We start from the raw sequence: 24,548 nt of genomic DNA, 5'->3' as shown, positions 1-24,548 counted from the left end.
TTATGCCGCGATGGCATTCATGATCGCCGGAACGGACAGCTTATCCAGCGGGATCTCTGCCACCTGTTTACGATCGCGCATAATGATGACGCGATCGGCATAACCCACCAGCTCTTCCAGCTCGGACGAAATGACCAGCAGCGCCAGACCGTCAGCGCACAGGGTCTCGATAAGCCGGATAATTTCGGCGTGCGCCCCCACGTCAATGCCGCGGGTCGGTTCGTCGAGGATCAGGAACTGGGGTTTGGTCAGCAGCCAGCGCGACAGCAGCACTTTCTGCTGGTTACCGCCGGAGAGAAATTCAATGGGCTGTTCCGCGCTCGGGGTGCGAATGCCGAGCTGGCGGATAAAGCGTTCGGCAATGGCGTTCTGCTCTTTGCGAGGGATCGGCCGCAGCCAGCCGCGCTGGGCCTGTAGCGCCAGAATGATATTTTCCCGCACCGAGGCCGCGGCAATAATGCCGTCCGTTTTCCGGTCCTCCGGGCAGAAGCCGACGCCGAGACAGGAGGCCTGATGCGGCGATCGCAGGGTTTGCGGTTTGCCCTTGATCAGCGCGCTGCCGCTGTCGGCGGGCTTGATCCCGAAGATCACCTCGGCGGTCTCGGTTCGACCCGAGCCTAACAGGCCCGCCAGCCCGACAATTTCGCCAGGCCGCACCTCAAGGTTAAACGGCGAGATGACCCCTTTTTTACCGTAATCGCTGAACGCGGCGACCGGCTTCTCGCTCAGCAGCGTGCGGCCCGCGCGCTGAAGGGCGTTGGTCTCCAGCTCGCGGCCCAGCATCATTTTGACCAGCTCGATCTGCGGCAGCTCACGGGTTTCACGGCAGCCGACAAAGCTGCCGTTGCGAAGCACCGTAATGCGGTCGCTTACCTCATACACCTGATCGAGGAAGTGGGTAACGAAGATCAGGCTGACGCCCTGATCGCGCAGCTGGCGCATCAGGGTAAAGAGCATCTCCACCTCCTGGGTATCGAGGCTGGCGGTGGGTTCGTCGAGGATCAGCACCTTTGCGGAGAGATCGATCGCGCGACAAATGGCGACGATCTGCTGCATCGCCACGGAAAAGCGGTTCAGCGGCTCGCGGACGTCGAGGGAGAAGCCGTAGGATTCCATCAGCTTTGTCGCCCGCGCCTCCATCTCTTTACGGCGCAGCAGGCCAAAGCGTCGTGGCTCACGGCCAATAAACAGGTTATCCGCCACCGACATATTCGGCAGCAGGTTCACTTCCTGATAGACCGTCCCGATCCCCAGCTGCTGGGCATGGGCGGTGTTTTTGGGTGAAATGGCGTTGCCTTCCAGCCAGATGGTGCCGCGGTCAGCGTGATAAACACCGGTCAGGGATTTAATCAGCGTCGATTTTCCCGCGCCGTTTTCGCCCAGCAGCGCCATGATCTCCCCGCGCCGCAGGCTGAAATCAACATTATCCAGCGCCTTTACGCCGGGAAAGAATTTACTCAAGCCCTCTGTGCGGAGGATTTCCTGGTGTTGTTCATTGGTCATGGTTTCCCCCTCACCCTGACCCTCTCCCCGGAGGGGAGAGGGGATTGATCGTGCCAATTGTTAATATCCAGCTCCGCCCTGCCTTTCTCCCTCTCCCCTCCGGGGAGAGGGCTGGGGTGAGGGGCGCGGGTCTTAGTAGCCCATATTTTTCTTCTTCTCTAACTCTTCTTTCGCCGTATCAGGCAGGTAGAGCGTGGACTTGGTGACCGTCACTTTCTCAGGCATCGTGCCGTCTTTCTTGAATTTCTCCAGCGCGTCGAATGCCGGGCCCGCCATGTTTGGCGTCAGCTCCACACTGGCGTTGGCTTCGCCGTCGATCATCGCTTTGTAGATGTCCGGCACGCCGTCGATAGAGCCGGTGAGGATATCTTTGCCCGGCTTCAGACCCGCTTCTTTAATGGCCTGAATCGCACCGATCACCATGTCATCGTTGTGGGCGTAAACCATGCAGATGTTCTTGCCGTTGTTTTCAGCCTTAATGAAGCTCTCCATGACCTCTTTACCTTTGCTGCGGGTAAAGTCGCCGGACTGAGAGCGGATAATCTTGATGTTTGGCGCTTTCGCGATGGCTTCAGCAAAGCCTTTTTTACGGTCGATAGCCACGCTCGCCCCGACGGTACCCTGCAGCTCAACGACGTTACACGGCTTGCCGTCGACCTGTTTTACCAGCCAGTCACCAATTAACTGCCCTTCCAGCACGTTATTGGCCGTCACGGTGGTCATATATAGAGATTTGTCTTTGACGTCGATGGAACGATCGAGCAGGAAGACCGGGATCTCAGCGTCTTTCGCTTCCTTCAGGACGGGTTCCCAGCCGGTCGCCACGACGGGGGCAATAAAGATGGCATCCACGCCCTGGGCGATAAAGGAGCGCACGGCTTTAATCTGATTCTCTTGTTTTTGCTGACCATCGGCGATTTTCAGGGTAATGCCGCGTTTCTGAGCTTCGCTTTTCGCCACGTTGGTTTCTGCCGCTCGCCAGCCAGATTCAGAGCCGACTTGCGAAAAACCTACGGTTAAGGGAGCGGCCATCGCCATAGACGACATGGCTGCCGAAACGGCTGTGACCAAGAGTAAGCGCTTCCACATATGAACGTCCTCGTAGGGTGAGTTATTGTTGGTTAAAAGATGTTCTGCGGAATGACTATAGCCCATGAAATATGTAACGAATTGCGTTACATCACACTTCAGAAAAGTGAATAAAACGTTAATCACAAGTTTGTAATCGCTTTCATTTCTCCATGAAAAATGCGGCTGAGTTTATGGATTTTTCTGTCATGGAATCGGTCTGAAAAGTGGGAATAACGTGGAGAGAAGGCGAAAACAGGCGGAGACATTCAGCGCGAGTTGGCTATAATACCTGCCACTTGTTTACCATCCATTTTAAAGGACACCGACATGAGCTTACTCAACGTCCCAGCAGGTAAAGAACTGCCAGAAGACATCTACGTAGTTATCGAAATCCCGGCTAACGCAGATCCGATCAAATACGAAGTGGACAAAGAGAGCGGCGCCCTGTTCGTAGACCGTTTCATGTCTACCGCGATGTTCTATCCGTGCAACTACGGTTACATCAACCACACCCTGTCTCTGGACGGTGACCCGGTTGACGTGCTGGTCCCAACACCATACCCACTGCAGCCAGGCGCAGTGATTCGCTGCCGTCCCGTTGGCGTGCTGAAAATGACCGACGAATCTGGTGAAGATGCGAAGCTGGTTGCGGTACCGCACACCAAGCTGAGCAAAGAGTACGATCACATCAAAGATGTGAACGACCTGCCAGAACTGCTGAAAGCGCAGATCACTCACTTCTTCGAGCACTACAAAGACCTCGAAAAAGGCAAGTGGGTTAAAGTTGACGGCTGGGACAACGCAGAAGCAGCGAAAGCGGAAATCATCGCCTCTTTCGAACGCGCTGCTAAGAAGTAATTCTTACTGCCAGACACAAAAAACAACGCCACCTCACGGTGGCGTTGTTTTTTTTCAGTACTGGTCTCTGTCTAACCAGTTACCGCTTACAATCCGCGTTAACCCTTCGACCGGACGCTGGTAGACATACATCCACGCACTTCCGTACGGCGTCTGGATCAACTGGCGCGCGTATTCACCGCCCCTGGTGCGCAAGGCATCAAGTTCGGCAAGTGTCGCGTTATCAATACGATAAACTTCACCCTGTACTGTTCCTTCGCCGGGAACCGCGCCTGGATAGTGGCCCAGGCTGTACAACTGGTAGTTCTCGATATTGTAATTCCCCAGCAGCAGGGCATTGGTCATCCAGTGACTGTTGCCTTGCTTGGTTCGTAAACTGCCGTAGACAAATATTCGCATTGCTAAAACTCAAACTGATAGAGCAGATCAAGTGCCTGGTCTACGCCGGACACTGCTTCCAGATATAGCTTAGGCATCAGGCGATAGCGTAACGTGAGTGTTGCCAGTGAGTCAAAGATCCCCACACCATATTTTACCTGCAGACCCGGCAGTACATAGCCGCTGACCACCACCTGCGAGGAGTCACCCACGCCCTGGGTGTCCAGCGCCAGATTGCTTACGCCGAACGTCTCGCCGATTTTACCCACAACCTGCCCACTTTGTGCAACCCCCAGCCCCACTAACATCGAGGTCATCGCCGCACTGTCGCTCTGACCGCTGTCGAGACCTTGTCCACGCAGCAGGTAAGAGAGGGCTTCCTGCTGGGACATCGCCGGGTCAGAGAAGATCTCCGCCTTCGGTTCGTCAGCAGAACCGGTGACGCGTACCCCAGCAATGACGTCGTTTTCCGTCGCTTCCGGGTTACGAATCGCTTCGATGTTCAGCAGGGGCTGATCCGGTGGACCGGAGAACAGCAGCTCGCCTTTACGGACAATCAGATCCTGACCATAAGCGTGGAAACGCCCTTCAGGAATATTGATTTGCCCGTTCAGGCCAAGCCCTTGTTTATCCTGCGCCACCTTCAGGTCGCCCGTAAGCCTCGCCTTCAGCCCAAACGCATCCAACCGCACGTTATTCCCCACGTGCACGATAAGGTTACTATTAATCGGTATGCCAGCGCTCTTCTGTTCGACAGGTTTCAGATTTTCATTGAGCATAACTTCATCACTTGAGACGCCGACCGCACTTTCCGGCACATCGTGAACCACGATGCGCGCCCACGGCACGTCGACGCGACCGTCAAGCGTGAAGAGGCTTGGCGTGGCTTCAAAGACCACATCAGGCGAGACGTCCAGACGCACCATCGGCGGTACGGTGATGCGCACCTTATTGCCTTTCGCGGCAATACGGGCGCGCCAGTTATCGAGCTGGCTCCAGTCCGCGTCGCCGCTCAGGTTGATTTGTCCTTGCTGCGTCAGTACCGAGCCGCTTAGCGTCGAGCTCATGCCGTTGAAGTTCATGGCGATCTGGCTGGGCTGCATGTCAAACGGCATAAAGTTGCCGTCAATATCCACGCCGCTGAGGCGCAGCTGGCCGAACAGCTGAGGGCTTTGCGCATTGCCCGCCAGGCGCAGGTTGGCATTCACCATGCCCTCGGCTTTTTCCCCGCGTGCGAAAATCGGGTTCACCATCGCCAGGTTGAAGTTGCGGATAGTGACGTTGCCACCCAGATTTCGCCGTCCCTGTGGGTCGGTAATTTGAACCTTCCCGTCAAACTGACCGTTATTGGTGAGGCGAATCAGCCACCCCAGCTCTGCACGGTTGTTATGCAGGTCCGCGCTCAGGTTCAGGGTGTCGAAGGCCACCGGCAGCGGCGCGTCATTCACCTCCTGCGTCACCTTCACGTTACGCCCGGACAGCGTGACGCTACCCTGCGGCAGCCCCTCTTTGGTGGTGTCCCAGGCGACATCGGCTTTCCCACTGAAGACGCCGCTCGCCTGCGTGGTCTCCGGCATAAACGGTTTTAGCATCGCCAGATCGAAGCGGTTGAGGTTGATCTGCGCGCGCCCTTCCGCGCCCGCATCGATGGTCTGCGGCACGCACAGTTCCGCATTCGGGTTGGTCCAGCAGTGCGGCCCAATGCTGATCTTCTGCTCGGCGTTGCGGTAGTCCAGAGCAATGGCGCGCGACAGCGCCAGCGGCCCGACCGGCGTATTGAAACGGGTGTTATCCAGCGTCCCTTTCCAGCGCGCCTGTTTGCGGTCGAAGCTGCCGGTCAGGTGAAGCTGGCCGGAGACCGGCTCGCCCTGCACCCGTAGCTGCAGGTCGTGCTGCTTCTCGTTCCCTTTCGCGTCCAGGGTGACCAGGCTGATGTTCACGTCCGGCTGAGAAATACGCTCCACGCGCAGGTTCAGGTTACCGCCGATCTGGTCGGTGGATTTCACATCCCCTTCCACGCGGACGCGGGCAACGCTCAGCTCTTGCCAGCGCAGGTTATTGGCGGTGATATCCGCCAGCAGCTGCGGTGCGTCTACCGTGCCGCGCACCTTCACGAGTCCTTTCGCCGTACCGCCAAGCCCCGGCAGGGCGTTATCCAGATTCGGCGCGTCGATGGTGGCATCCAGATTAAGATCTTTCACCCCCAGCTCGCCTTTGATATCCGCCGTGTTGCGCCCCAGGGCCACGTGCAGGCCCGGGATAACCCACTGCAGATAGCTGTTGCCTTTCACCGAGCCTTCAACGTTTACCTTGTTCTGCTTCACGTTCCCGGTGAGCTTGATCTCCGGCACGTCCATCTGCCACGTGCCGCCGTACAGGCTGCCGCGGGTTTTGATCAGACCATCGAGCTTCGACGGCCAGTCCGGCACCTCTTTGGCGGTGTTAATGCCCGTCAGCTTCAGCTCGCCGCGCCAGCTGATCGCCTGCTGCCAGTCGAGCAGCGCGGTCAGCTCGGTTTTACCTTCCAGCGCCGCGACGGTCAGCTTGTCGAGGTTGACCTGCTGTTCGTTGCCCTTCGCATCCAGGGTGATGTTCGCGGGCGGCACGCCCTGCCCCTTCACCGCGGTGCGGAACGAGAGCGTGTAGTCGGTCATCTTGCCGCTCAGCTTCAGCTTCAGGTCATCGGCCTGGAACTGCTTTTCGCCGGTGAACGGCCAGGAAAGCTGCTTGCTGACAACCTCAAGATTGAGCGGCAGCCCGGCTTCCGCCAGCTGGGTTTGCGCACGCAGGGCCATATCCACCGGGCCGGAGAGATTCACGCCAACATCGAGCTTATCGCGCAGCGCCCCGCCCACCTTGACCTTCACTTTCTCGCCTTTCAGCGGGTCGATGTTCAGGGTGCTATTCAGCGTGATATCCACCGGCCAGCTGTCGCGCAGCAGGGCATTACCTGACGCATTCACCGAGCCCTGGTTGGTGTCGATATCCAGCGCGTCGAGCTTCATGTTGCCGTCAATGCTGCTGACCTTCAGCAGCATGTTATAGACCGTCAGGTCGGTATCGCCCGTCAGACGCAGCTGTTCGCCTTTGAATTCCTCAATGTTTAGGTTCAGCGGCAGATGAACGTCGGTCATTTCCGGCAGCACTGGCTTCGAGAAGAGGTCTTTCAGCGTTTCGCCCAGCGGCTTCTCTTCCGGCTGCGGGTTCTGGATCTTCGGCTCGACGATCTCTTCCTGCGCCACGTCGGCCACTTTCGGCAGCGCGATCAGCAAGCCCTGCAGGGACGTTGGCGTCAGGGTGAGGTTTTTCTCCTGCCAGCGCAGGCCGGAGGTGAAATCCATCACGGACACGGTGGTGTCGTCGATTTTGATATTGATGTTATCGAGCGCGACCCGATAAAGCGCGATCGGGTACGGCGTGGAAAGATTCAGCGGGCCGCTGTCCTCTTCTTCAACCGGCGCAGATTTCGGCATTTTCTTCGAGTCTATCGCCACGTTGACATCTTTTAGCGACAGATCGTTGACGCAGAGCTTGCTGTCCCGCAAACAGCCCAGCTTCACCGCCAGGTGAAATTCCCCGGCGTTAACCGCCACGCCCGGCTGCTCATAGCGGATGTTCTTCAGGCGCAGGTCACGCCAGCCGCCCGTCACCTGGCCAATTTCCAGCCCCGGCACCCAGCGGTTCGCGGCGTTAAACAGCAGATGCAGCCCGGTCGTCGTTCCTACCAGAAACGCCACCGTACCGAGCAGCAGCACGATAAAGATCAGCACTCCGAGGCTTATTTTCTTCCATAAACTCATAATTCAGGCCCCAGACCGATGTAAAACTGTAATCCGTGTTCATCTTTGTCACCCACCGGCACGGCGAAATCGAGCTTGATGGGCCCGACGGGTGACTGCCAGCGCACGCCGACGCCCGCGCCGGTTTTAAAGTCGCTGCGGCGGATATCGTTCACCGCTTCACCACCGTCAACAAACATGGCGCCCCACCACTTTCCGCTGACGTTGTACTGGTACTCCAGCGAGCCCGTCGCCAGTTTTGACGCACCGGTCAACTGGCCCTTTTCGTTCTCAGGTGAGATCGATTTGTACTTATACCCGCGAATGCTGCGGTCGCCCCCGGCGAAGAAGCGCAGATCCGGCGGAACGCGCTCGAAGTCTCCCGTTTCAATCCAGCCGAGATTGCCGCGCATCACAAAGCGATGTTTGTCGTACAGCGTGCGGATCCAGACGTTTTGCGCCTGAAAGACGGAGAAGTCCACGTCGGAGCCCCAGGCGGTGTTGGAATAATCGATGGAGTAGCGCTGTGAGTCGCCCCAGGTCGGCATCAGGCCCCCGCGCGAGCGGGTACGGCTGATCATCACCCCCGGATAAAGCAGCATGGTGGTGTTGGTGACGTTAGCCTGGGTAAAGTGATCGAGGCTCCAGCGCAGGTTAATGGCGCGCTGCCAGCCGCTGGAGAGATCCCAGAAGCGGGAGACCGCAAGCGTCGTCGAGTCCTGCTCGGTGTCGTTCAAATCGGTGCGCTTAAAACCGCCCTGCAGAAGGTAATACTGCTCCAGCGGATTTTTCAGCAGCGGCATTTTGTAGCTGAAATCCAGCTGCTGCTCGGGCGCAGAGAGGCTCAGGCTGGTGGTCAGGCTGTGGCCGTACGAGTTCACCCACGGTTTTTTCCACGAGGTTTTCACCCGTGGCCCCACGTCCGTCGAGTAGCCCACACCGGTCTCAATGGTGTTCTCGGTGCGCGGCGAAACAACGCCATGCAGCGGCAACACCTTGGTTTTGCGTGACTTATCAAATTCCGGTGCGACAACCACGGAGTTAAACCAGCCGGTAGCGGAGAGGCGTCGGTTCAGCTCTCCGAGGTCGCTCGACTGGTAGTAGTCCCCTTTTTTGAAGGGCACGAGGTTTTGCAGATACTCTTCACGAATTTGCGAACCTTCGAACGTCACGTCGCCAAAGCGGTAACGCTCTCCGCTGTCGTAGTCGATATCCCAGAAGGCCTGACGTCGCGCCAGCGCAATGCCCAGCTGGCTTTTGTTGAACTGGCTGTCAAAGTAGCCCTTACGCAGGGAAACGCTGGTCAGCTCTTTTTTGAAATGGTCGTAATCGCCGTGATTAAGCACGGTACCGATTTTCGGCCGCGTGCTGAGCAGGTCCAGGTAATCCCGGTCGGTACGCGCCCCGCCGCGCAGGATGACGTTCGTGCCGCCAATCAACACCGGCTCGCCCGGCGAAACGCGGGCAATAAGCACCTGGCGCCCCTTCTTTGGAGGCGGACGGAGGTCAAAATCAATGGTGGGTTCGTAATAACCCAGCGCTTTCAGCCCCTCGCGGATCGCATCATCGACACGCGCGCGAAAACGCCGGTCCGGCGTCACCTCATCACTCTGGATGGTCGATAACTGCGCACGTACGTTTTTTTGTAGCGCCCCGGATAACCCCTCAACCTGCAAACGGACATTCGCCGCGCTGGCAATCCCGCTTGTCAGCAACACACTGACTAAACATAACTGGCGGATTTTTGTCACGTTTTCTCCTGAATATCCCTGTTTCCACCCTGGAAGCAAATGAAGTGCCGCTCCGCGGCAAAATACGGCCTGTTGGCCAAAAACCCGAATCGCGGGTTGAAAATGGGTGTAACACCCAAATATTTCTTATGATTAAATCTAGTCTCATTCAGCGCATTTATTGTGTTCAATTAAACGCTTCGTGACAACCTTAACTGAAACATCGCACCCCGGGAGGCCCCATCGTGAGTTTATTCGACAAAAAGCATCTGGTTTCACAAGCAGATGCATTACCGGGACGCAACACCCCTATGCCTGTAGCGACCTTACACGCCGTCAATGGCCATTCTATGACCAACGTGCCGGATGGCATGGAAATCGCCCTGTTCGCCATGGGCTGCTTCTGGGGCGTTGAGCGCCTCTTCTGGCAGCTGCCTGGCGTTTACAGCACGGCAGCCGGCTATACGGGCGGTTATACGCCAAATCCAACCTACCGCGAAGTCTGCTCCGGCGAAACCGGCCATGCGGAAGCAGTACGCGTGGTCTATGACCCTGCGGTAATCAGCTACGAACAGCTCCTGCAGGTCTTCTGGGAGAATCACGACCCGGCGCAGGGCATGCGTCAGGGCAACGACCACGGCACGCAGTACCGTTCGGCTATCTATCCGCTCACCCCTGAGCAGGATGCCGCCGCGCGCGCCAGCCTGGAGCGTTTCCAGCAGGCCATGCGTGAAGCGGGCGATACGCGCGAGGTGACCACGGAAATCGCGACGGCGAAACCGTTCTACTACGCCGAGGACGATCACCAGCAGTATCTGCATAAAAACCCGTACGGCTACTGCGGCATCGGAGGCATCGGCGTTTGCCTGCCGCCACAGCTGGCCTGATCACTGATCCAGCGCCACGCGAGCCGCGTGGCGCGTGGCATTGCTGACCGAGCCGTAATCCATCACTTTGCCCTGCAACAGCAGGTTAAAGACCGGTGCCTGCGGTCGGTTGAGCCGCGTTTGCAGCAGATGGACGGCCTCAATACCCAGCTCGCGGCAGGGCACCGTCACGCCCGTGACCGGTTTTTCCAGACGGTGCGCTAAATTCCATGCAAAATCGGTCGTGATGAGCGAAATGTCTTCCGGAATGCGCAGCCCGTGTCGCGTCAACGCCCTTACCACCCCTTCCGTCATGCTGGTACTGTTCGGGAAAATCACCTCCGGCCACTGCGAGCGGTCATGATTCACTAACCACGCATCCAGCGCCTGCTCGGCCTCTTCTGCGGTAAACCACTCCGTCACGAGCAAATCGCGCACGGGATCGAAGGCGACGTGAAAATGACGGTACGCCTCTTTGATGCCGTCCAGACGCGCGTACAGCGTATCCCGCCGCAGGCAGGTGAGCGTGAGCACGCGGCGATGCCCCTGCTCGAAAAGGTACTGCATGGTGGTGAAGCCGATCGCCCGGTGATCGGGTGACACGGAATCCAGCACCCGATCCCGGTCAACGGAATTAATTAACACGCAGGGCTTATTCAGAGTGCTTGCCAGTTTAAATATGGTGGAATCATCAGTGCCAATAATAATTATTGCGTTAATATTCTTATGGCTGGCCTTTTCCATAAAGACTTTCACATCAGCGTGCTGCTCTTCTAAACCACAGCACGTGACCCACACATTATGCCGCGCGCAGGCTTCAGCAATTCCTTTCGTCACTTCCAGATAAAAAATATCCCCGCGTCCCTGAAAGGTTCTTTCCGGTGCAAAAACAGCGATACCGTTAATGAGCAGTCTTCCGCTCGCCATAGACTCCAGCACACCGAGCTCCCGCGCGGTGCGAACGATCGCTTCCCTGGCTTTATCGCTGGTGTAAGACTTGCCGCTTAATACCCGCGAAACCGTGCTGACGGAATAGCCCGTCAGGGCCGCAATTTCCTCCATTTTTAACTTGCCCGGCATAGTGTGACCTCGCTCTCATTCAGTTTTTGCAAATATTTGCAGAAACAGTCCTTTGATTTTAAAACCAAATTTCAAAACGCCTGGAGATTACTTAATCACCTTGCGAGTATTCTCACAAAAACACATTGTCGCTACCGCTCCCCTTTCCTATTTTCCGGTCATCACTCATTTCAACTGAAATTAAGGTGTGACATGGAGAAGGTACGTTTTGGCATTATTGGAATAGGTAATATCGGTACGGTCCACGCGCGTTATTTACTGGCGGGTACGGTCAGCGACGCCTGCCTTGCCGCAGTTTGTGATAATGCGCCGGAAAAGCATCCGGCCATTCGCCAGCTGGTCGGCACCCTCCCCGTGTTCAGCGACGCGCAGGAGATGCTCCAGAGCGGGCTTATCGACGCGGTGATTGTCGCTACGCCCCACTACGAGCATCCGCGCCTGTCGATGCTGGCGATGCGCAACGGCATCCACACCCTGTGTGAAAAACCGGCGGGCGTGTATACCGCCCAGGTACAGGAGATGAACGCCTGCGCCCAGGCGTGCGATGTGGTGTTCGGCATCATGTACAACCAGCGCCCGAACCCGCTCTACCAGAAGGTGAAAGATCTGATCGACAGCGGCGAGCTGGGTGAGATCCGCCGCTCCAACTGGATCATCACCAACTGGTATCGCTCGCAGAGCTATTACAACTCCGGCGGCTGGCGCGCCACCTGGAAAGGAGAAGGCGGCGGCGTGCTGCTCAACCAGGACCCGCACCAGCTCGATCTCTGGCAGTGGCTGGTCGGTATGCCGGTCCGTCTGCGCGCATTCTGCCAGTTCGGCAAGCATCGCGATATCGAAGTGGAAGACGACGTCACCGCCTATGCCGAATATGCCAACGGCGCGACGGGCGTGTTCATCACCACCGTGGCGGAAACGCCGGGAACCAACCGGCTGGAAATCGTCGGCGATCGCGGCAAGGTGGTCGTCGAAGAGGGCAAGCTGCGCTACTGGCGGCTGCGGGAATCTGAAACCGCCTTCAATGCCCGCTGGCAGAACGGTTTTGGTGAGCCTGAATGCTGGGAGGTCACGCTTCCCGTGGCCCCGGAATGCAGCGAACACCACGTCATTACCGCCAACTTCTGTGCCGCCATCCTGCGCGGCGAGCCGCTCATTGCGCCGGGTCTGGAAGGGATCCACGGGTTGACGCTCTCCAACGCCATGCACCTCTCCACCTGGACGGACGACTGGGTCGAGTTCCCGCTCAACGAAAAACAGTATCTGCGCCTGCTTCAACAACGCATCAGCACCTCAGTGGCTAAAGAGACAGCCAGCGTCACGCTGGACGCCTCAGGCACCTGGTAACTCCGGAGAAGAATCAATGTTAAATGTCGCTATTGTGGGAACAGGGAATATCTCGCACAACCATATTCAGGGCTATTTGCAGTTTGGCCAACGCTGCCGGATCGTCGCGCTGGTTGATATTTATCCGGAAAAAGCCCACGAGAAAAAAGCGCGCTACGGCCTGACGGACGCCCGCGTGTATGACAGCCACCAGCAGATGCTGGCGTCAGAACCGGATATCGATATCGTCGACGTCTGCACGCCGCCCTACGTCCACGCAGAGATCAGCATTGATGCCCTGAACGCGGGCTGCCACGTGCTGTGCGAAAAACCGATGGCCGCCTCGCTGGAGGAGTGCGACGCGATGATCGCCGCACAAAAGGCCAGCGGAAAAATGCTCTCCATCATTGCCCAAAACCGCTTTACCGATGCCTTCTGGCGCTTAAAAGCAACGCTGGATTCGGAGCTTGCGGGCAAGGTTTGCCACGCGCAGGTGGACTCCTTCTGGTGGCGCGGACACTGCTATTACGACCTGTGGTGGCGCGGCACCTGGGAAAAAGAGGGCGGCGGCTGCACGCTTAACCACGCGGTTCACCACATCGACGCCATTCAGTGGATGCTGGGCTTTCCGTCCGAGGTGGTGGCGATGATGACCAACGTGGCGCACGACAACGCTGAAGTCGAAGACCTCAGCGCCGCGATCTTCAAATACCCCAGCGGTGCGCTCACCCAGCTTACCGCCTCGGTCGTGCACCACGGGGAAGATCAGAAAATCATTATTCAGGGTGAGAAGGCACGCATCTCCGCGCCGTGGCAGGCCTTTGCCAACGTCAGCGCCGACAATGGCTTCCCGCAGGAAACCCACGACCAGCAGCGCGAAGCGCAGCTCGACGCGGTATTTAAGCAGACGCCGAAGCTCGAGTGGACGCTGCACGCCGGGCAGATTAATGACCTGCTTTCTGCCATCGAGCACGGCACGGCACCGTTAGTGGATGGGTTACAGGGCAAACGCTCGCTGGAGCTGATCGCCGCGATCTATAAATCCGCCATTACCCGCACCGTGGTCTCGCTGCCGATTCAGCGCGACGACCCGTTTTACCGTACCGGCGGGACGAGCGCTCTCGCTCCCCGTTTTTATGAAAAATCCGCAAGCGTCGCCAACTTCAGCGAAGTGGGTGCGATTCCCCTTGGCAAAGACCTGGATTAAGGAGTGACACCATGAACAAAAATGACGGAATGAACTACGCGCCGGTGGGTAAACCTCAGCCGGTTGTCCGCGAGGGGGAGTTTGTTTTTGCCGCTGCCGCGCTCGACCACGGCCATATCTACGGCATGAGTAACGGCCTGATTGAAGCCGGGGCCACGCTGAAGTGGGTGTACGACTCCGATCCGGCAAAAGTGGATAAATTTATCCAGCAATACCCGCAGGTCAACGTGGCGGAGTCGCTGGAGGTGATACTCAACGACGACGAAGTGCGTCTGGTAGCCGGTGCGGCCATCCCGTCTGAGCGCTGCGCGCTGGGGCTAAAAGTGATGGCGGCCGGCAAGGACTACTTCACGGATAAAGCCCCGCTCACCACCCTTGAACAGCTGGCGGATGCCAAAGCGATGGTTGAGAAAACCGGCCGAAAATACGCCGTGTACTACAGCGAACGTCTCCACGTGGAGAGCGCGGTGTTTGCCGGACAGCTGGTGCAGCAGGGAGCCATTGGCCGCGTCGTCCAAACCCTGGGGACAGGCCCGCACCGGGAAGGGTCCGGCCGCCCGGACTGGTTCTACGATCGTCGCTACTTCGGCGGCATTCTGTGTGACATCGGCAGCCACCAGATTGAGCAATTTCTGTTTTATACGGGCAACCGTAACGCCACCGTGGTCGCCAGTCAGGCACGCAATTTCAACCATCCACAGCATCCGGCATTCGAAGATTTCGGTGACGCAACAATCAGGGGCGAAAACGGCGCCAGCGGTTATTTCCGCTGCGACTGGTTCACCCCCGACGGACTCTCAACCTGGGGCGATGGACGTCTGACGCTGCTCGGCACCGACGGGTATATCGAGATCCGCAAATATGTCGATCTCACCCGCGGCGAGCAGGACGTGGTTTATCTCGTCAATAAAGAGGGGGAATTCCGCTATCCGGTCGCCGGACAGGTCGGGTTCCCGTTCTTTGGCGAACTGATCCTCGACTGTCTGCATCGTACCGAAAACGCCATGACGCAGGCGCACGCCTTCAAAGCGGCCGAGCTCTGCGTGAAGGCCCAGATGCTGGCCAACGCGACGGAATAACGGGAGGCGACAATGACGATCCTGAACACGGCGGTTATCGGTGCCGGAGCGATCCACGGCTGCCATGTGAATGCGTTGCGCCTGCTCCCCAACGTCGCGCTACGCGCGCTGGTCGACATCGACAGCGTCAAAGGGCTGGAGCTGGCAATGCGCTATCAGTGCCGCTTCTATCAGGATTACCGGGAAATGCTGCTGGATGATGCCATCGACGTGGTCCACATCTGCACGCCGCATTTCGAGCATAAAAGCATGATCCTGGCGGCGCTCGCCGCCGGGAAACATGTTTTCTGCGAAAAACCGGTGGGCATGAACAGCAGCGAACTCGTGGATATCACCCGCGCCGCCGAACAGGCGTCGGGTCTGCTCGGCGTGTGCTACCAGAACCGCCTCAACCCCACCAGCCTGCGCATTCGCCAGATGCTGGAGGAGGGCGGGCTGGGAAAAATGCACAGCATTAAGGCCGTGCTGACGTGGTCACGCTCGGGCGCGTACTACACCGAAAGCCCGTGGCGCGGGCGGCTGTCAACGGAAGGCGGCAGCCTGCTGATCAACCAGGCCATTCATACCCTCGACCTGATGCAGTGGTTTGCCGGTGGCGTAACGCGCGTGAAAGGCGTGGTGGACAGCGGCGAGCTGGCGGACGTGACCGAAGGGGAAGACAGCGCAATGGCCACGCTGCACTTTGCCAACGGCGCGCGCGGCCTGTTTTACGCCAGCAACTGCAATACCACCGATTCCCCGCTTCTGATGGAGATCCACTGCGAAAAGGGCTCGCTGCTGCTGCATAACAACGTGCTCTGGTGCATCACCCGCGGCGAGCGCCTCAGGCTGGCCAGCGATGACTCTCCCGACGGCTCGGTCAAAAGCTACTGGGGGCTGGGGCACGAACAGGCGATCCGCAGGTTTTATCACGCCATCACCCACCCGGGGCACACGGATTACACCAACATCCGTGAAGCCGGACATTCACTCACGCTTGTGGAGGCTATTTACCGCTCATCTCAATTAAGACAATGGATAGATATCAATAACTAGAACGTAATTTGTATTCCAGCACTCAATAAAAAAACGACCCGAAAAACGGGTTAATCATTACCCTACACTGGATATTATTATGGTCAAACCAACTGAACGTAGAGTGGGTTATGGCGTAGCGCTCGGCTACGGCGTAACCGATCTTTTTGGCGGAGGCGCTTTCGCCATTATCGGCACCTGGCTGTTATTTTTTTACACCACCTATTGCGGACTCTCAGTCATTGAAGCGGGATCAATATTCGCCATTGCCCGCGTGATTGATGCGCTATTAAGCCCGATAATGGGTTATATCACCGATAACTTCGGGGATACCTGGCTCGGGCGTAAATTTGGCCGTCGCCGCTTCTTTTTATTACTCAGTTCACCGCTCATGTTTTTGTATGCCCTGTTATGGCTGACGGACATGGGTTACTGGTACTACCTGGGCACCTACCTCTCTATTGAGCTGCTGTCGGCGATGGTGCTGGTTCCCTGGGAGACCCTGGCGGCTGAAATGACGAACCGGTATGAAGAGCGTAGCCGTCTGTCCGGCGTGCGGATGATCTGCTCCCAACTGGGCGGTTTTCTTGCGGTATCCGTTCCCGGGGTGATTATGCAGTTCACGGGGAAAGATAATCCGTTTACCTATACCCTCACCGGGCTGATATTTTCCTGCGTGTTCTGCCTTGCGGTATTTATTACCTGGTACACCACCTGGGAAGCGAAGGATGTGCAGCAGGAATCCAGTTTTAAAGTGGATAACCAGCGCAGCGGCGGGCTACTGAATCACCTGAAATATCTGGTGCTGGATCTCTTTTCCTCCTTCCGTATCCGCGCGTTCCGCCTGCATATTATTATTTATATCTTTTCGTTCACGGCGATGGACGTGTTCGGTTCGGTGTTTACCTATTATGTCGTGTACTGTCTGAGCCAGGATGCGGCTGCGGTATCCGGCTGGCTGAGCATTGCGGCCTTCGCCTCGGTACCCGGCACCTATGGGTTTATGCTGTTGCTGAACCGGCTGAACGTCACGCCGTCTGCCGCACTAAGGCTCTCCTACGGCTGTATCTTCCTGGTGCTGGCCTTCCTGTTTACGGTCTACCTCACCAAAACGCAGGTACCGACGCTGCTGTTCTCCGCGGTCTTTATTCTGCTCGGTGCCGCCCGCTCTGGCCTCTACTATATTCCGTGGAATATCTACAGCTTCATTCCGGATATTGACGAGATGGTGACCCAGCAGCGCCGCGAAGGGATATTTGCCGGGGTGATGGTCCTGACCCGCAAGAGCACCGTGGCGATTGCCATCATGATTATTGGCCTGGTGCTGCAGGAGTCCGGCTTTGTGAAGGGCAGCGGCGCGCAGCCTGAAAGCGCGCTGGGGGCGATTATCGGCCTGATGATCTTCGCAACGGCAGCCCTTCTGGCGGTAAGCTTCTTCACCACCTACAGGTTCAAGCTCACCCGTGAGACGCACAAGCTGCTGCTCAAAGAAATTGCCCGCCGTAAGCTGGGTGGCGATTACCGCGACTGCGACGCCAGCACCCGCATGGTGATTAAGCAGCTCACGGGCTATGAATACGATCAGGTATGGGGAGGCGATGCCACCCGTCGGGCGGTGGGCGATGTCCGCCTGTCTACCGTGAAATAACGCGATGTACCGGACAGCGCCCGCTGTCCGGTCTGTTTTATGCCAAAAATGTGACCTCTGGCAGATTTACATCTCTTTACGCTATACTACCCGCTGAAATAATCGGCTCAACGCTACGAGCTGGTGTTCAATGTGTTTCCACACAAATGGTATCAACTCCCCTTCTGAGGATCTGGCGAGAAGCCGGATAAACTATGTTAAACAGTATTTTAGTAATACTTTGTCTGATTGCCGTCAGTGCATTTTTCTCGATATCCGAGATCTCGCTGGCCGCGTCCCGTAAAATCAAACTGAAGCTGCTTGCCGACGAAGGCAACATCAACGCCTCACGCATTCTCAAAATGCAGGAAAACCCCGGTACGTTCTTTACCGTGGTGCAAATTGGTCTGAACGCGGTGGCCATCCTGGGTGGTATCGTGGGCGATGCGGCGTTTTCCCCGGCGTTTTATAGCCTCTTTGCGCAGTACATGTCCGCCGAACTGGCCGAACAGCTGAGCTTTATCCTCTCCTTCTCGCTGGTGACCGGGCTGTTCATCCTCTTCGCCGACCTGACCCCGAAACGCATCGGTATGATTGCGCCAGAAGCTGTGGCTTTGCGTATCATCAACCCGATGCGCTTCTGCCTGTTCGTGTTCCGCCCGCTGGTGTGGTTCTTCAACGGCCTGGCAAACGTCATTTTCCGCATCTTTAAGCTACCTATGGTGCGTAAAGACGACATCACCTCTGACGATATTTATGCGGTCGTGGAAGCTGGCGCGCTGGCCGGGGTGCTGCGCAAGCAGGAACATGAGCTGATTGAGAACGTATTCGAACTGGAATCCCGTACCGTGCCCTCTTCCATGACGGGCCGTGAAAGCATTATCTGGTTCGATTTACATGAAGATGAGCAGAGCCTGAAGAACAAAGTGGCGCAGCATCCACACTCTAAGTTCCTGGTCTGTAATGAAGATATCGACCACATCATCGGTTACGTCGACTCCAAAGACCTGCTGAACCGCGTGCTGGCGAACCAGAGCCTGGCGCTGAACAGCGGCGTGCAGATCCGCAATACCCTGATTGTGCCGGACACCCTGACGCTCTCAGAAGCGCTGGAAAGTTTCAAAACCGCCGGGGAAGACTTCGCGGTGATCATGAACGAATACGCGCTGGTGGTGGGTATTATTACCCTCAACGACGTCATGACCACGCTGATGGGCGACCTGGTAGGCCAGGGGCTGGAAGAGCAGATTGTTCAGCGTGACGATAATTCATGGCTGATTGATGGCGGCACGCCGATTGAAGACGTGATGCGCGTGCTGGATATCGACGAGTTCCCGCAGTCCGGAAACTACGAGACCATCGGCGGCTTTATGATGTTTATGCTGCGTAAAATCCCGAAACGCACCGACTCGGTGAAGTTCTCCGGCTACAAGTTTGAGGTGGTGGATATTGATAACTACCGCATCGACCAGCTGCTGGTGACGCGTATCGACAACAAACCGACCGTACTGGTGCCGAAGCTGCCGGATGCGGAAGAGAAGGTGTCGGCGTAACGTTCCTGCCCCCACAAACATCAACGGCTCCCATCGGGAGCCGTCTTTTTATCTACTACTACTGCATAGCACGTTGGTTAAGCCATCTCAGTTTGCAGACGCATAACCTGACGGTTGACTTCGGACATCACAGACAGGTGCTGTTTGTCCTTCACTTTTGGGACAAGGATTTTGCCCTTATCAAACTCAAAAGCGCCAACATCCTTGATGTACAACCGTCCACGGAACAGGATCTTCACGTACTTCGCCACCTGAAGCGGGTTGTAGCGTTGGAAAATTTTCATTCTTGTATCTCCTGCGAATCATACGCTCTTGCGGTGCCACAATCGGCCCGACTGTCCTGAGCGCAAATTTTAATGCCCAATGACTATAGACCAGAACTACGGTGTTACCCAGTGTGCATAAGTTTATTTACCGTTTGATTACAATTATTCAGAATAATCTTTGCAAAGCGTGACTGAGCGCAGTATAAGCCGTCGTTTTTTCATGGATATGTGCGTTCACCCGCAAACTGGCATCGGGATTGCGGGAAAACCACATTGATCGCACTTATCATTAAAAGCGTATGACCAAGTGGTCGGATCACCTGCAAACAATAAGGAAACGCCATGACCCTACGTAATATCCTTGCAGCAGCCTGCCTGCTGCTGCCCCTGTGGGCGAGTGCTCACAATATTGAAAAAGGACAACGTGTACCGCCAGTCGGCATTGCTGACCGGGGAGAATTGATTCTCGACAATGATAAGTTTAGCTACAAAGCCTGGAATAGCGCGCAGCTCGCGGGCAAAGTGAGAGTTGTACAACATATTGCCGGCCGTACATCTGCAAAAGAGAAAAATGCCAGCCTGGTGGAAGCGATCAAGGCCGCAAAATTCCCTCACGACCGCTACCAGACCACCACGATCGTGAATACCGATGACGCCATTCCGGGTTCCGGGATGTTTGTGCGCTCAAGCCTTGAGAGCAATAAAAAGCTCTACCCGTGGTCGCAGTTTATCGTCGACAGCAACGGCGTCACCCGTAAGGCCTGGCAGCTGGAGGAAGAGAGCTCCGCGATTATCGTGCTGGATAAAGAAGGTCGCGTGCAGTGGGTGAAAGACGGGGCGCTGACCCAGGAAGAGGTGCAGCAGGTTGTCGACCTGCTGCATAAGCTGCTGGCTCAATAAATAGAGACGCGGAAGCCGGGGTTTAGGAAGGATTCGCGCGGGGTGTAGTCCAGCGGCTTGCCCTGCCAGTCATGAACATGCGCCCCGGCGGCCGCAGCAACCGCATGCCCCGCGGCGGTATCCCAGACGTTCGTCGGCCCAAAGCGGGGATAAAGCTGAGCCTGTCCTTCCGCCACCAGGCAGAATTTCAGCGATGAGCCAATCGAGGTGGTCTGGTGTTCACCCAGCTGCTGCAGGTACTCCTGCAGCTCGCTGTCGCTGTGCGAGCGGCTAATCACCACCAGCGGCGGACGCGCATCGCGCACCTGGATCTGCTTGCGCACGCCGCACTCTTCTTTCCACGCCTTCCCTTCTGCAGCACTGTACATCACCTTCATGACCGGCGCGTAGACCACGCCCAGCACCGCTTTCCCCTTCTCAATCAGGGCGATATTGACGGTGAATTCACCGTTGCGCTTGATGAACTCTTTTGTCCCGTCCAGGGGGTCCACCAGCCAGTAACGCTGCCAGTGCTGGCGTTCGTCCCAGCTTTGCGGCGCTTCTTCTGACAGGACGGGGATGTCCGGCGTTAAGGCCTGTAACCCTTTCAGGATCACCTTATGCGCCGCGATATCTGCCGCCGTGACCGGAGAGTCGTCCGCTTTGCTGACGACCTCCATAGGTTTAATACCGTCATACACCTGCATGATGGCATCTCCCGCATCCCGTGCGAGCTGACAAATTTTATCTAGCATTTTCCACCTCTTTGTTAACGCAGTGAGGTTAACTCTTTGTTTTAGTTATATCGTAATGTGAACAATTCCGCTATCTGTGAAGCAATTCCGGTTTCAGGTTGCTTTTTTCTGTCAGGATTCACATTTATGTAAGCAACACGTTATAGATACATACTCTTTTGTGGCCTGGATCGAAAAAAGGACTCTTCTGATGATTAAGTTTAGCGCAACGCTCCTGGCGACGCTGATTGCGGCGAGCGTGCAGGCAGCGACGGTTGATTTACGTATTCTGGAAACGACCGATCTGCACAGCAATATGATGGACTTCGATTACTACAAAGATACCCCGACGGAAAAATTCGGACTGGTACGCACGGCAAGTTTGATCAATGCCGCACGTGGCGAAGTGAAAAATAGCGTGCTGGTCGATAACGGCGATCTTATTCAGGGCAGTCCGCTCGGGGATTACATGGCGACCAAGGGGCTGAAAAAAGGCGAGATCCATCCTGTTTATAAAGCGATGAACACCCTGGACTATACCGTCGGTAACCTTGGCAACCATGAATTCAACTACGGTCTGACATACCTGCACGATGCCCTGGCAGGTGCAAAATTCCCGTACGTTAACGCCAATATCATCGACGTTAAGACCCAAAAGCCCCTCTTTACCCCTTACCTGATTAAAGAGACCGAGGTTGTCGATCGGGACGGGAAAAAGCAGACGCTGAACATCGGCTATATCGGTTTTGTCCCGCCGCAGATCATGACGTGGGATAAGGCCAACCTCGACGGTAAGGTGACCGTTAACGACATCACCGAAACCGCGCGCAAATACGTGCCGGAAATGCGTGAGAAAGGCGCCGATCTGGTGGTCGTTGTCGCCCACTCGGGTCTCTCCGCCGACCCGTACCAGGCCATGGCAGAAAACTCCGTTTACTACCTGAGTGAGGTTCCGGGCGTCGATGCGATCCTGTTCGGCCACGCCCACGCGGTCTTCCCGGGCAAAGACTTCGCCAGCATCAAAGGGGCGGATATCGGAAAAGGCACGCTCAACGGCGTGCCGTCGGTGATGCCGGGCATGTGGGGCGACCATCTTGGCGTAGTGGATCTGGTGCTGAATAACGACGGCGACCGCTGGAAGGTGACGCAGTCAAAAGCCGAAGCGCGTCCGATCTACGACGCGGCAGCGAAGAAATCACTGGCGGCGGAAGATAAAAAACTGGTCGACGTGCTGAAGCACGATCACGACGCCACGCGCGAATTCGTCAGCAAGCCGATCGGTAAATCCGCTGACAACATGTACAGCTTCCTGGCGCTGGTGCAGGACGATCCGACCGTCCAGGTCGTCAACATGGCGCAGAAAGCCTATGCCGAACACTTTGTGCAGGGCGATCCGGATCTGGCGAAGCTGCCGGTCCTGTCGGCTGCTGCGCCATTCAAAGTGGGCGGACGTAAGAATGACCCGGCAAGCTATGTTGAGGTCGAAAAGGGCCAGCTCACCTTCCGTAATGCCGCCGATCTCTATCTCTATCCGAATACGCTGGTAGTGGTTAAAGCCACCGGGAAAGAGGTAAAGGAGTGGCTGGAGTGTTCTGCCGGACAGTTTAACCAGATTGACCCGCGCAGCAGCAAGCCGCAGTCGCTGATTAACTGGGACGGCTTCCGCACCTACAACTTCGACGTGATCGACGGCGTGAACTACCAGATTGACGTCACCCAACCGGCGAAATATGACGGTGAGTGTCAGGCGATCAACCCGCAGGCGGAGCGCATTAAAAACCTGACCTTCAATGGCAAGGCGATCGACCCGAATGCCACCTTCCTGGTGGTGACCAATAACTACCGTGCCTACGGCGGTAAGTTTGCCGGTACGGGAGATAGCCACATCGCCTTTGCCTCGCCGGACGAGAACCGCTCGGTGCTGGCGGCGTGGATCAGCGCGGAGTCGAAAAAGGCCGGCGAAATTCATCCGGCGGTGGATAACAACTGGCGTCTGGCGCCGATCCACAGCGATACGCCGCTGGATATCCGTTTTGAAACGTCACCGTCCGACAAGGCAGCCGCGTTTATCAAGGAGAAGGCGCAATATCCGATGAAACAGGTCGCGACGGATGATATCGGGTTCGCGATTTATCAGGTGGATTTAAGCAAGTAGCGGCGATTGTGCCGGGTGGCGGCTTCGCCTTACCCGGCCTACCCGTAATCTTCCATCCCGTAGGCCGGGTAAGCGAAGCGCCACCCGGCTTTTACGCCGCGCGATCGTCCCTGTTCGCCATCACCTTCGGCGTATTTACCTCAATCCAGTCCGCCAGCGCGGCGACTTTTTCGCTGACCTCGATACCCATCGGCGTCAGGCTATACTCTACGTGCGGCGGCACGACCGGATACGATACGCGATCGACAAACCCGTCCTGTTCCAGCGCCTGAAGCGACTGGGACAGCATCTTTTCGCTCACCCCGCCCATTTTACGGCGCAGATCGCTAAAGCGATGCGTCCCCTGGCGCAGCGCCAGCAGAATCAGTACCCCCCAGCGGCTGGTAACGTGTTTGAGCACCTCTCGTGAAGGGCACTGTTCCGCGAAAAGATTGCCATCGCGCATTTGCTCGCTGAGCGTCGGTATCGTTGTTTTCATACTTACCTTTTTGTACGTACTTACTAAAAGTTAGCTATGGTGCTAGTGTGCCACAACACCAGACAAACACGAAGGAGATTCATCATGATCGCGATTACCGGCGCCACCGGCCAGCTTGGCCATCTCGTTATCGAACAGCTGTTGAAAACCGTACCGGCTAACCAGATTGTGGCTATCGTACGTAACCCGGCGAAAGCGCAAGCCTTAAGCCAGCAGGGAATTGTTATGCGTCAGGCGGACTACACGGATGAAGCCGCCTTCGCCGCCGCGCTGAGCGGCGTGGATAAGCTGCTGTTGATCTCGTCCAGCGAAGTCGGCCAGCGCGCGACCCAGCACCAGAACGTAATTAACGCCGCCAAAACGGCTGGCGTGAAATTTATCGCCTACACCAGCCTGCTGCACGCGGACAAATCACCGCTCGGTCTTCACGTTGAACACGTTGCCACTGAAAAAGCGCTGGCGGCGTCCGGCATTCCTTATGCCCTGCTGCGCAACGGCTGGTATACCGAAAACTATCTGGCGAGCGCGCCGCCTGCGCTGGAACACGGCGTGTTTATTGGTGCGGCAGGCGAGGGTAAAATTGCCTCCGCCACCCGCGCAGACTATGCCGCGGCGGCAGCCAAAGTGATCGCTGAAGAGGGCCATGCGGGCAAGGTATATGAACTGGCGGGCGACCACGGCTGGACGCTGAGCGAACTGGCGGCTGAACTCAGCAAACAGAGCGGGAAGCCGGTCACCTACCAGAATCTCAGTGAAGCGGATTTTGCCGCCGCGCTGAAGAGCGTCGGCTTGCCTGCCGGTCTGGCCGATATGCTGGCGGACTCCGATGTCGGGGCCTCCAAAGGCGGGCTCTTTGACGACAGCCATACGCTGAGCAAACTGATCGGACGCGCCACCACGCCGCTGGCGCAGAGCATTAAAGCCATTCTGTAATTGTTACTGGATGGTTATTTTTTGTGGCATCCCCT

General features: G+C 56.9%; 20 protein-coding genes. 11 read left to right on the top strand and 9 right to left on the bottom strand.

The window, feature by feature from the left end:
• Both ytfR and ytfQ read right to left on the bottom strand, forming a co-directional pair.
• Positions 1-1,503 (bottom strand): galactofuranose ABC transporter, ATP-binding protein YtfR, encoded by a 1,503-nt coding sequence (gene ytfR / locus ACMGGQ_RS00505; protein WP_420289445.1) that lies wholly within the window; start codon positions 1,501-1,503, stop codon positions 1-3.
• Between the two features lie 132 nt (positions 1,504-1,635).
• Positions 1,636-2,592, bottom strand: coding sequence for a galactofuranose ABC transporter substrate-binding protein YtfQ (ytfQ, locus tag ACMGGQ_RS00500; RefSeq protein WP_014882271.1), 957 nt, complete (start codon positions 2,590-2,592; stop codon positions 1,636-1,638).
• Positions 2,593-2,901: 309 nt separating this feature from the next.
• On the opposite strand from ytfQ, the gene ppa reads away from it, so the two are divergent.
• Positions 2,902-3,432 (top strand): inorganic diphosphatase, encoded by a 531-nt coding sequence (gene ppa / locus ACMGGQ_RS00495; RefSeq protein WP_008501423.1) that lies wholly within the window; start codon positions 2,902-2,904, stop codon positions 3,430-3,432.
• A 54-nt stretch (positions 3,433-3,486) separates the two neighbouring features.
• Here the strand turns inward: ppa and ACMGGQ_RS00490 are convergent, their stop codons facing one another.
• The 3 genes from ACMGGQ_RS00490 to tamA are packed head-to-tail and all read right to left on the bottom strand — an operon-like array spanning position 3,487 to position 9,340.
• Complete coding sequence (locus tag ACMGGQ_RS00490; RefSeq protein WP_014830431.1) at positions 3,487-3,831, bottom strand: gamma-glutamylcyclotransferase family protein; 345 nt, start codon at positions 3,829-3,831, stop codon at positions 3,487-3,489.
• A gap of 2 nt (positions 3,832-3,833) precedes the next feature.
• The gene (gene tamB, locus ACMGGQ_RS00485) at positions 3,834-7,610 is read right to left on the bottom strand and encodes an autotransporter assembly complex protein TamB (RefSeq protein WP_420289444.1); all 3,777 of its coding nucleotides are present in this window, start codon (positions 7,608-7,610) and stop codon (positions 3,834-3,836) included.
• Positions 7,607-9,340, bottom strand: coding sequence for an autotransporter assembly complex protein TamA (gene tamA, locus ACMGGQ_RS00480; RefSeq protein ID WP_045908043.1), 1,734 nt, complete (start codon positions 9,338-9,340; stop codon positions 7,607-7,609). The genes tamB and tamA overlap by 4 nt, the downstream gene beginning before the upstream one ends.
• A gap of 224 nt (positions 9,341-9,564) precedes the next feature.
• Between tamA and msrA the strand changes: the two genes are divergently transcribed.
• Positions 9,565-10,206 carry a peptide-methionine (S)-S-oxide reductase MsrA gene (msrA, locus tag ACMGGQ_RS00475; RefSeq protein ID WP_048027915.1) on the top strand — a complete coding sequence of 214 codons (642 nt, stop codon included), beginning with the start codon at positions 9,565-9,567 and terminating at the stop codon, positions 10,204-10,206.
• On the opposite strand, the gene ACMGGQ_RS00470 is transcribed toward msrA, so the two are convergent.
• Positions 10,207-11,265, bottom strand: coding sequence for a LacI family DNA-binding transcriptional regulator (locus ACMGGQ_RS00470; protein WP_196352485.1), 1,059 nt, complete (start codon positions 11,263-11,265; stop codon positions 10,207-10,209). It lies immediately after the preceding gene.
• 192 nt (positions 11,266-11,457) lie between these two features.
• Between ACMGGQ_RS00470 and ACMGGQ_RS00465 the strand changes: the two genes are divergently transcribed.
• The 6 genes from ACMGGQ_RS00465 to ACMGGQ_RS00440 all read left to right on the top strand — a co-directional run bounded on the left by ACMGGQ_RS00465 (position 11,458) and on the right by ACMGGQ_RS00440 (position 19,068).
• Positions 11,458-12,609 carry a Gfo/Idh/MocA family protein gene (locus ACMGGQ_RS00465; RefSeq protein ID WP_048225344.1) on the top strand — a complete coding sequence of 384 codons (1,152 nt, stop codon included), beginning with the start codon at positions 11,458-11,460 and terminating at the stop codon, positions 12,607-12,609.
• 16 nt (positions 12,610-12,625) lie between these two features.
• Positions 12,626-13,795, top strand: a complete 1,170-nt coding sequence (locus ACMGGQ_RS00460) for a Gfo/Idh/MocA family protein (RefSeq protein ID WP_420289443.1) — start codon at positions 12,626-12,628, stop codon at positions 13,793-13,795.
• Positions 13,796-13,806: 11 nt separating this feature from the next.
• Entirely contained in the window at positions 13,807-14,874 is a 1,068-nt protein-coding gene (locus ACMGGQ_RS00455; RefSeq protein WP_420289442.1) for a Gfo/Idh/MocA family protein, read from the top strand.
• A 12-nt stretch (positions 14,875-14,886) separates the two neighbouring features.
• The gene (locus ACMGGQ_RS00450) at positions 14,887-15,909 is read left to right on the top strand and encodes a Gfo/Idh/MocA family protein (RefSeq protein ID WP_223539920.1); all 1,023 of its coding nucleotides are present in this window, start codon (positions 14,887-14,889) and stop codon (positions 15,907-15,909) included.
• Positions 15,910-15,988: 79 nt separating this feature from the next.
• The gene (locus ACMGGQ_RS00445; RefSeq protein WP_196365417.1) at positions 15,989-17,536 is read left to right on the top strand and encodes an MFS transporter; all 1,548 of its coding nucleotides are present in this window, start codon (positions 15,989-15,991) and stop codon (positions 17,534-17,536) included.
• Positions 17,537-17,730: 194 nt separating this feature from the next.
• Positions 17,731-19,068, top strand: coding sequence for a hemolysin family protein (locus tag ACMGGQ_RS00440; RefSeq protein ID WP_008501429.1), 1,338 nt, complete (start codon positions 17,731-17,733; stop codon positions 19,066-19,068).
• A gap of 77 nt (positions 19,069-19,145) precedes the next feature.
• Here ACMGGQ_RS00440 and ACMGGQ_RS00435 read toward each other — a convergent pair whose 3' ends face one another.
• Positions 19,146-19,352 (bottom strand): DUF1107 domain-containing protein, encoded by a 207-nt coding sequence (locus ACMGGQ_RS00435; RefSeq protein ID WP_008501430.1) that lies wholly within the window; start codon positions 19,350-19,352, stop codon positions 19,146-19,148.
• Positions 19,353-19,676: 324 nt separating this feature from the next.
• On the opposite strand from ACMGGQ_RS00435, the gene ACMGGQ_RS00430 reads away from it, so the two are divergent.
• Positions 19,677-20,234, top strand: a complete 558-nt coding sequence (locus tag ACMGGQ_RS00430) for a YtfJ family protein (protein ID WP_023617831.1) — start codon at positions 19,677-19,679, stop codon at positions 20,232-20,234.
• Here ACMGGQ_RS00430 and cysQ read toward each other — a convergent pair.
• Complete coding sequence (gene cysQ / locus ACMGGQ_RS00425) at positions 20,228-20,968, bottom strand: 3'(2'),5'-bisphosphate nucleotidase CysQ (RefSeq protein ID WP_023617832.1); 741 nt, start codon at positions 20,966-20,968, stop codon at positions 20,228-20,230. The two genes, ACMGGQ_RS00430 and cysQ, sit on opposite strands and share 7 nt — an antisense overlap.
• Positions 20,969-21,158: 190 nt before the next feature.
• On the opposite strand from cysQ, the gene ACMGGQ_RS00420 reads away from it, so the two are divergent.
• Positions 21,159-23,102, top strand: a complete 1,944-nt coding sequence (locus ACMGGQ_RS00420; protein ID WP_248222641.1) for a bifunctional 2',3'-cyclic-nucleotide 2'-phosphodiesterase/3'-nucleotidase — start codon at positions 21,159-21,161, stop codon at positions 23,100-23,102.
• Positions 23,103-23,193: 91 nt separating this feature from the next.
• Here ACMGGQ_RS00420 and ACMGGQ_RS00415 read toward each other — a convergent pair whose 3' ends face one another.
• Entirely contained in the window at positions 23,194-23,580 is a 387-nt protein-coding gene (locus ACMGGQ_RS00415) for a winged helix-turn-helix transcriptional regulator (protein ID WP_023331869.1), read from the bottom strand.
• 84 nt (positions 23,581-23,664) lie between these two features.
• On the opposite strand from ACMGGQ_RS00415, the gene ACMGGQ_RS00410 reads away from it, so the two are divergent.
• Entirely contained in the window at positions 23,665-24,513 is an 849-nt protein-coding gene (locus tag ACMGGQ_RS00410) for an SDR family oxidoreductase (RefSeq protein WP_063622699.1), read from the top strand.
• Positions 24,514-24,548: the final 35 nt, after the last annotated feature.

Source organism: Enterobacter sp. BNK-13 (assembly GCF_048685015.1).
Lineage (GTDB): Bacteria > Pseudomonadota > Gammaproteobacteria > Enterobacterales > Enterobacteriaceae > Enterobacter > Enterobacter quasiroggenkampii.
This window is presented reverse-complemented; position numbering and strand designations above follow the sequence as displayed.